This is a genomic window from Escherichia sp. MOD1-EC7011, assembly GCF_002965005.1.
Taxonomy (GTDB): Bacteria; Pseudomonadota; Gammaproteobacteria; order Enterobacterales; family Enterobacteriaceae; genus Escherichia; species Escherichia ruysiae.
In genome coordinates this window covers 99,139-105,336 of sequence record NZ_PTRD01000034.1, presented here as the reverse complement: position 1 = coordinate 105,336, position 6,198 = coordinate 99,139, and the positions used below count along the sequence as shown (strand labels likewise).

Below are 6,198 nucleotides of genomic sequence, written 5' to 3'. Positions count from 1 at the left end.
CACAGATAAACGTTAGCGCCCGGACCGTCCGAGCGACGCTGCCACGATGGGTGGCTGTTTTGAAAATAGCCTGATTAATTTCTGTCTGTCGAGCGTTTTAGCAAAAATTTTTTTCTACCAAAAAAAGAGGAACATCTGTAATAAAACGGGAAATCCTTAATTTCTTCCAAGAAAATCAAACTCACATTAATTAACATTACAATTTCAATAATTTTACTTATTGGGTGTGCATTATCAAGAGATGCATTGCCAATACACCATTTACCTGATAATCCCCTTTTAAAACTGTGGTTTTTCCTCAAAAACGGCCTGCTGGTCATCAGCCTTCAGGTTACCTATCATAGAGGTTTAATCCTTATCCAGAGTTACCCGTGCACGAAATATTCAACATGCTGCTGGCGGTCTTCGATCGGGCAGCGTTAATGCTTATCTGCCTGTTCTTTCTCATCCGTATCCGCCTGTTTCGCGAGCTGTTGCACAAGTCGGCGCACTCCCCAAAAGAGTTGCTCGCCGTTACCGCCATTTTCTCGCTGTTCGCCCTGTTCAGCACCTGGTCCGGCGTTCCTGTAGAAGGCTCGCTGGTGAACGTGCGTATTATTGCGGTGATGTCAGGCGGGATTTTATTTGGCCCGTGGGTAGGCATCATTACCGGCGTGATAGCCGGGATTCACCGCTATCTTATTGATATTGGTGGCGTGACGGCGATTCCCTGCTTTATCACCAGTATTCTGGCGGGATGTATATCGGGCTGGATCAACCTAAAAATCCCCAAAGCGCAGCGTTGGCGTGTCGGTATTCTCGGCGGTATGTTGTGTGAAACGTTGACCATGATTCTGGTGATTGTCTGGGCGCCGACCACCGAACTGGGGATCGATATCGTCTCTAAAATCGGTATCCCGATGATCCTTGGCAGCGTCTGTATCGGTTTTATTGTGCTGCTGGTGCAAAGCGTTGAGGGCGAAAAGGAGGCCAGCGCCGCGCGGCAGGCCAAGCTGGCGCTGGATATCGCCAACAAAACGCTGCCGCTGTTTCGCCATGTCAATAGCGAATCATTACGTAAAGTCTGCGAAATTATCCGCGATGATATTCACGCCGATGCGGTAGCAATCACCAATACCGATCATGTGCTGGCCTACGTTGGCGTGGGTGAACATAACTATCAGAATGGTGATGACTTTATTAGCCCAACCACACGGCAGGCGATGAATTACGGTAAAATCATCATTAAAAACAATGATGAAGCCCATCGCACGCCGGAAATCCACTCGATGCTGGTGATCCCGCTTTGGGAGAAAGGAGTCGTGACCGGGACGCTGAAAATCTACTACTGCCACGCGCATCAGATCACCTCGTCATTGCAGGAAATGGCGGTCGGTCTGTCACAAATCATCTCCACGCAACTGGAGGTTTCGCGTGCCGAGCAGCTACGTGAAATGGCAAATAAGGCAGAGCTTCGCGCGCTACAAAGTAAAATTAATCCCCATTTCCTGTTTAACGCTCTGAACGCAATCTCCTCATCAATTCGCCTGAATCCGGATACCGCTCGCCAGCTGATCTTTAATCTGTCGCGTTATCTGCGCTATAACATTGAATTAAAAGACGATGAGCAAATCGATATCAAAAAAGAGCTGTATCAAATTAAAGACTATATTGCCATTGAGCAGGCCCGCTTTGGTGACAAGCTGACGGTTATCTATGATATTGATGAAGAGGTGAATTGCTGCATTCCCAGCCTGCTGATCCAGCCGTTGGTGGAGAACGCCATTGTCCACGGTATTCAGCCTTGCAAAGGTAAAGGCGTTGTCACCATCAGCGTTGCAGAGTGCGGTAATCGGGTACGCATTGCGGTGCGAGATACCGGGCACGGCATCGATCCAAAGGTGATTGAGCGGGTCGAAGCGAATGAAATGCCGGGCAATAAAATTGGCCTGCTGAATGTCCATCATCGCGTGAAGTTATTGTATGGCGAGGGGCTGCATATCCGCCGCCTGGAGCCGGGGACGGAAATTGCGTTTTACATTCCTAACCAACGCACCCCAGTCGCCTCACAGGCTACGTTATTGCTTTGAGCCGGAGTGATATTGTGAAAGTCATCATTGTTGAAGACGAATTCCTGGCACAACAGGAACTGAGCTGGCTAATTAAAGAGCATAGCCAGATGGAGATTGTCGGCACCTTTGACGACGGTCTGGACGTGTTGAAGTTTTTGCAGCATAACCGCGTCGACGCCATTTTTCTGGATATCAATATTCCGTCGCTGGATGGCGTGTTGCTGGCGCAAAACATCAGCCAGTTCGCCCATAAACCATTTATTGTGTTCATCACTGCGTGGAAAGAACATGCGGTAGAAGCGTTTGAACTGGAGGCGTTTGACTACATTCTCAAACCGTATCAGGAGTCACGCATCACCGGGATGCTGCAAAAACTGGAAGCGGCCTGGCAGCAACAGCAAACCAGCAGTACGCCTGCCACAACGGTAACGCGTGAGAATGACACTATTAATCTGGTGAAAGATGAGCGAATTATCGTTACGCCAATTAATGATATCTATTACGCCGAAGCGCACGAAAAAATGACCTTTGTCTATACGCGGCGTGAATCCTACGTAATGCCGATGAACATTACCGAGTTTTGCAGCAAGCTGCCTCCATCGCATTTTTTCCGCTGCCATCGCTCGTTTTGTGTCAATCTGAACAAAATCCGCGAAATCGAACCGTGGTTTAATAACACTTATATTCTGCGGCTAAAAGATCTGGATTTTGAAGTGCCAGTCAGCCGCAGCAAAGTAAAAGAATTCAGGCAGTTAATGCATCTGTAATCAGGAATATTCATGAAAGCAACAGGCTTGCCCGCCGATCAACAATTTTTCGCCGATCTGTTCAGCGGCCTGGTGCTTAACCCGCAACTACTTGGGCGCGTCTGGTTTGCCAGCCAGCCTGCCTCGTTGCCGGTGGGTAGTTTATGTATTGACTTTCCCCGTCTGGATATCGTGCTGCGCGGCGAATACGGCAATCTGCTGGAAGCAAAGCAGCAGCGTATGGTGGAAGGGGAAATGCTGTTTATTCCGGCGCGCGCAGCTAATTTACCGGTCAACAACAAACCGGTAATGCTGTTAAGCCTGGTGTTCGCACCGACCTGGCTTGGGTTATCGTATTACGATAGCCGCAGCACGTCATTGTTGCATCCGGTTCGCCGGATCCAGCTTCCCAGTCTGCAACGCGGTGAAGGTGAAGCAATGCTCACCGCCCTCACCCATCTCAGCCGTTCGCCGCTGGAGCAGAATATCATTCAGCCACTGGTGTTAAGTTTGCTGCATCTTTGCCGTAACGTGGTGAATATGCCGCCGGGCAATTCGCAGCCGCGCGGCGATTTTCTCTATCACAGCATTTGTAACTGGGTTCAGGATAATTATGCCCAGCCGCTCACCCGCGAGAGCGTGGCGCAGTTTTTTAATATCACGCCCAATCATCTGTCAAAACTGTTTGCTCAGCATGGAACGATGCGTTTTATCGAGTATGTGCGTTGGGTGCGAATGGCGAAGGCGAGGATGATTTTGCAGAAATATCATCTGTCGATTCATGAAGTGGCGCAGCGTTGCGGCTTTCCGGATAGCGACTATTTTTGTCGCGTCTTCCGGCGTCAGTTTGGCCTGACGCCGGGAGAGTACAGCGCCCGTTTTCAGGGCTAACATTAGAAGGTTAATTCCGTTTCCAGCAGCGTCAGGATGCTTTGTGCGTCTTGCGCGGCGAACAGCGACTGGCGGAAGTTTTTATTCACCAGTTTGCGCGCCAGCTGCGAGAAGACCTTCACATGGTTCATCCCTTCGCTAGCGCCCAGCGTCAGCATGATCACCAGCTCGACTTCGCCCATTTCTGACTGCCAGTCAACCGGTTTCACCAGCCGGGCAATGCTGATACTGGAATGGCGGATCCACTGAGATTTAGTGTGCGGGATCGCCACGCCAAAACCAACGCCAGTAGTCACAATCTCTTCCCGCTGCCAGACATCTTCTTCCAGCTCGAACGGATGCTCAGTGCGCCCGTTGACGCCAAGGTTGCCGCACAGAAACTGAATCGCCTGCTCTTTATTACTAAAAGCCTGATCAACAAAGATATTCTCCAGCGCCAGCAATGGGCGAACGTCTTCTTCCGGCGTAAAGGCGGTGAGTAACGCTTCAATTTCCTGCGCACTGCGGCACTCGCAAGCCTGACGCGCAAGTTCCCGACACGCCTCGCTATCCAGTTGACGCAACTGGCTTTTCACCGCCGGAATGCGTGGGCTACTCATACTTAGCTCATCCAGGCCCAGCCCAAGCAGTAGCGGCAGATAACGGCTTTCACCACCCAGCTCACCGCAAATGCCGACCCATTTTCCCCGCTGATGCGCAGTGGTCACTATCTGCTGCAACATGCGCAGGAAAGATGGCGTAATCGGGTTATATAGCGGCGATACGCGCGGGTTATTACGATCGACCGCATACAGATACTGGGTCATATCGTTCGAGCCGATACTAAAGAAATCGACCTCATCGCAGAAGTGGTCGATGATGTAGCAAACCGACGGCACTTCCACCATGATCCCAAGCGTAATCGTCTCTGCATGACGCAGGCCATCGCGCTTAAGCTCAACGATTGCTTTCTGGATCTCACTCTTCACCCATAAGATCTGATCGAGGCTGTGAACCATCGGGATCATCAACTGAGCGTTACCGTAACTGGCAGCACGCAAAATGGCCCGTAGCTGGGTACGGAACAGGCCAGCAAATTCCGGGTAAATACGTACCGCACGATAGCCGAGGAACGGGTTCTCTTCCTGGGGAATGTTGAGATATGGAATGCTTTTATCGCCGCCGATGTCCATCGTGCGGAAAATAATTGGCTTGTCGCCCGCCGCCAGTAACACCTGCTGGTAGGCTTCAAACTGTTCCTGCTCGTCCGGCGCGCTATCGCGATCCATATACAGCATTTCGGTGCGGAACAGCCCGACGCCTTCCGCGCCATTGGCAAACGCACCAGGAGCTTCCAGAGCGGTGCCAATATTCGCGGCGATATCAATTCGCTTGTTATCACGGGAATAGGCCAGTTGCGCGGCGGCCTGCGCCTGTTGTTTTTGGCGTTTGTCCGCCAGCGTCTGCGCAACCTGGTAATAACCGCTCACCGCGTCATCAGGATTAATCGCCAGCACGCCACACTGGGCGTCAAGCACCGCCGGTTGCCCGGCATAACGGGCTATCGCATCCAGCGGCAAGCCGCTCAGTACCGGGATCGCCGAAGCTCGCGCCAGAATCAGGGTATGCGATGTGCGCCCGGTTTTCTCCAGAATCATGCCTGCGAGATTTTTTAAATCGAGACTCAAAAACTGGCTTGGAGTTAAATCTTCGGCGACCAGAATGGTCGATTTTTCAAGCAGCAGATTATTGCGCGGCTTCAGTTCCGGCCAGGTGATATGCAGCAACTGTTCGCTGATATCACGAATATCACTAACTCGCTCGCGCAGATAATCGCTGGCAGAGGCAGAAAGTTTGTCGCAAACCTGCTCCATATTGCTGATGATTGCCGCCCCCAGTCCCTGATGTTGTTCTGCCATCAGACGACGGATATTCCCCGCAAACTCTTCATCCTGAATCAGCGACAAATGGGCGCTAAGAATGGTTTTACTTTCGCCGTCACGCTCGCGCAGCTGCTGGTTCAGTTGTTCGGCAAGCGTTGCCAGGCTGTGTTCCAGCCGGGTGGTGTCTTGCACACTGGCAGGGATCGCCCGATAACTGTCGAGGCTGTCGCTCTGCAACAACGTTAACGTACCAACACCGACGCCGCTCGCCAGCACGTTACCGTACAGCAAATCAGGGTTAAGGCGACTTAATGAACGTGGCAGCGGATGCGCCGTCAGTTCTGCTTGTGTCGGTTGGATGCTGTCGCTGTCGCTGTCGATAAAGCGCACCTGGATGAACTCTTCCAGTACGCGCCGTGCCTGTTCTTCATCGCTACCGCTAATGTTCAGGCTGCAACTGTCATTAAATAAAGTGCCGGTGCCAATCAGCGCCAGTGAACTTTTGGCATCGGCCTTTGCGTTCTGGCGATGGTTGATAAAAGCGATTTCGCTTTGCCACTGACTACACTGTTCTTTAAGTTCCCACGCCGGACGGGCATGAAGTCCGTTAGGCAAAGGACAGAGAAATAGAATCGTTAACATAACCGC

The 6,198-nt window shown here is 51.5% G+C and carries 4 protein-coding genes; 3 read left to right on the top strand and 1 reads right to left on the bottom strand.

Features of this window, described 5'->3' with window-relative positions; genetic code table 11:
- The first annotated feature begins 371 nt into the window (after window positions 1-371).
- Genes ypdA through A7098_RS17410 form a run of 3 tightly spaced genes read left to right on the top strand, consistent with a single transcriptional unit; the run spans window position 372 to window position 3,688 of the window.
- Window positions 372-2,069, top strand: coding sequence for a two-component system sensor histidine kinase YpdA (gene ypdA, locus A7098_RS17420; protein WP_000544384.1), 1,698 nt, complete (start codon window positions 372-374; stop codon window positions 2,067-2,069).
- 14 nt (window positions 2,070-2,083) lie between these two features.
- The gene (gene ypdB, locus A7098_RS17415; RefSeq protein ID WP_001298580.1) at window positions 2,084-2,818 is read left to right on the top strand and encodes a two-component system response regulator YpdB; all 735 of its coding nucleotides are present in this window, start codon (window positions 2,084-2,086) and stop codon (window positions 2,816-2,818) included.
- A gap of 12 nt (window positions 2,819-2,830) precedes the next feature.
- Window positions 2,831-3,688, top strand: coding sequence for an AraC family transcriptional regulator (locus A7098_RS17410; protein WP_000648317.1), 858 nt, complete (start codon window positions 2,831-2,833; stop codon window positions 3,686-3,688).
- Window positions 3,689-3,690: 2 nt separating this feature from the next.
- On the opposite strand, the gene ptsP is transcribed toward A7098_RS17410, so the two are convergent.
- Window positions 3,691-6,192, bottom strand: coding sequence for a phosphoenolpyruvate--protein phosphotransferase (gene ptsP / locus A7098_RS17405; RefSeq protein WP_105281167.1), 2,502 nt, complete (start codon window positions 6,190-6,192; stop codon window positions 3,691-3,693).
- Window positions 6,193-6,198: the final 6 nt, after the last annotated feature.

Bases quoted from the DNA above. Each gene is read 5' to 3' on its own strand.
- A7098_RS17410 (WP_000648317.1), top strand. From the start codon at position 2,831: ATGAAAGCAACAGGCTTGCCCGCCGATCAACAATTTTTCGCCGATCTG.
- ptsP (WP_105281167.1), bottom strand. From the start codon at position 6,192: ATGTTAACGATTCTATTTCTCTGTCCTTTGCCTAACGGACTTCATGCC.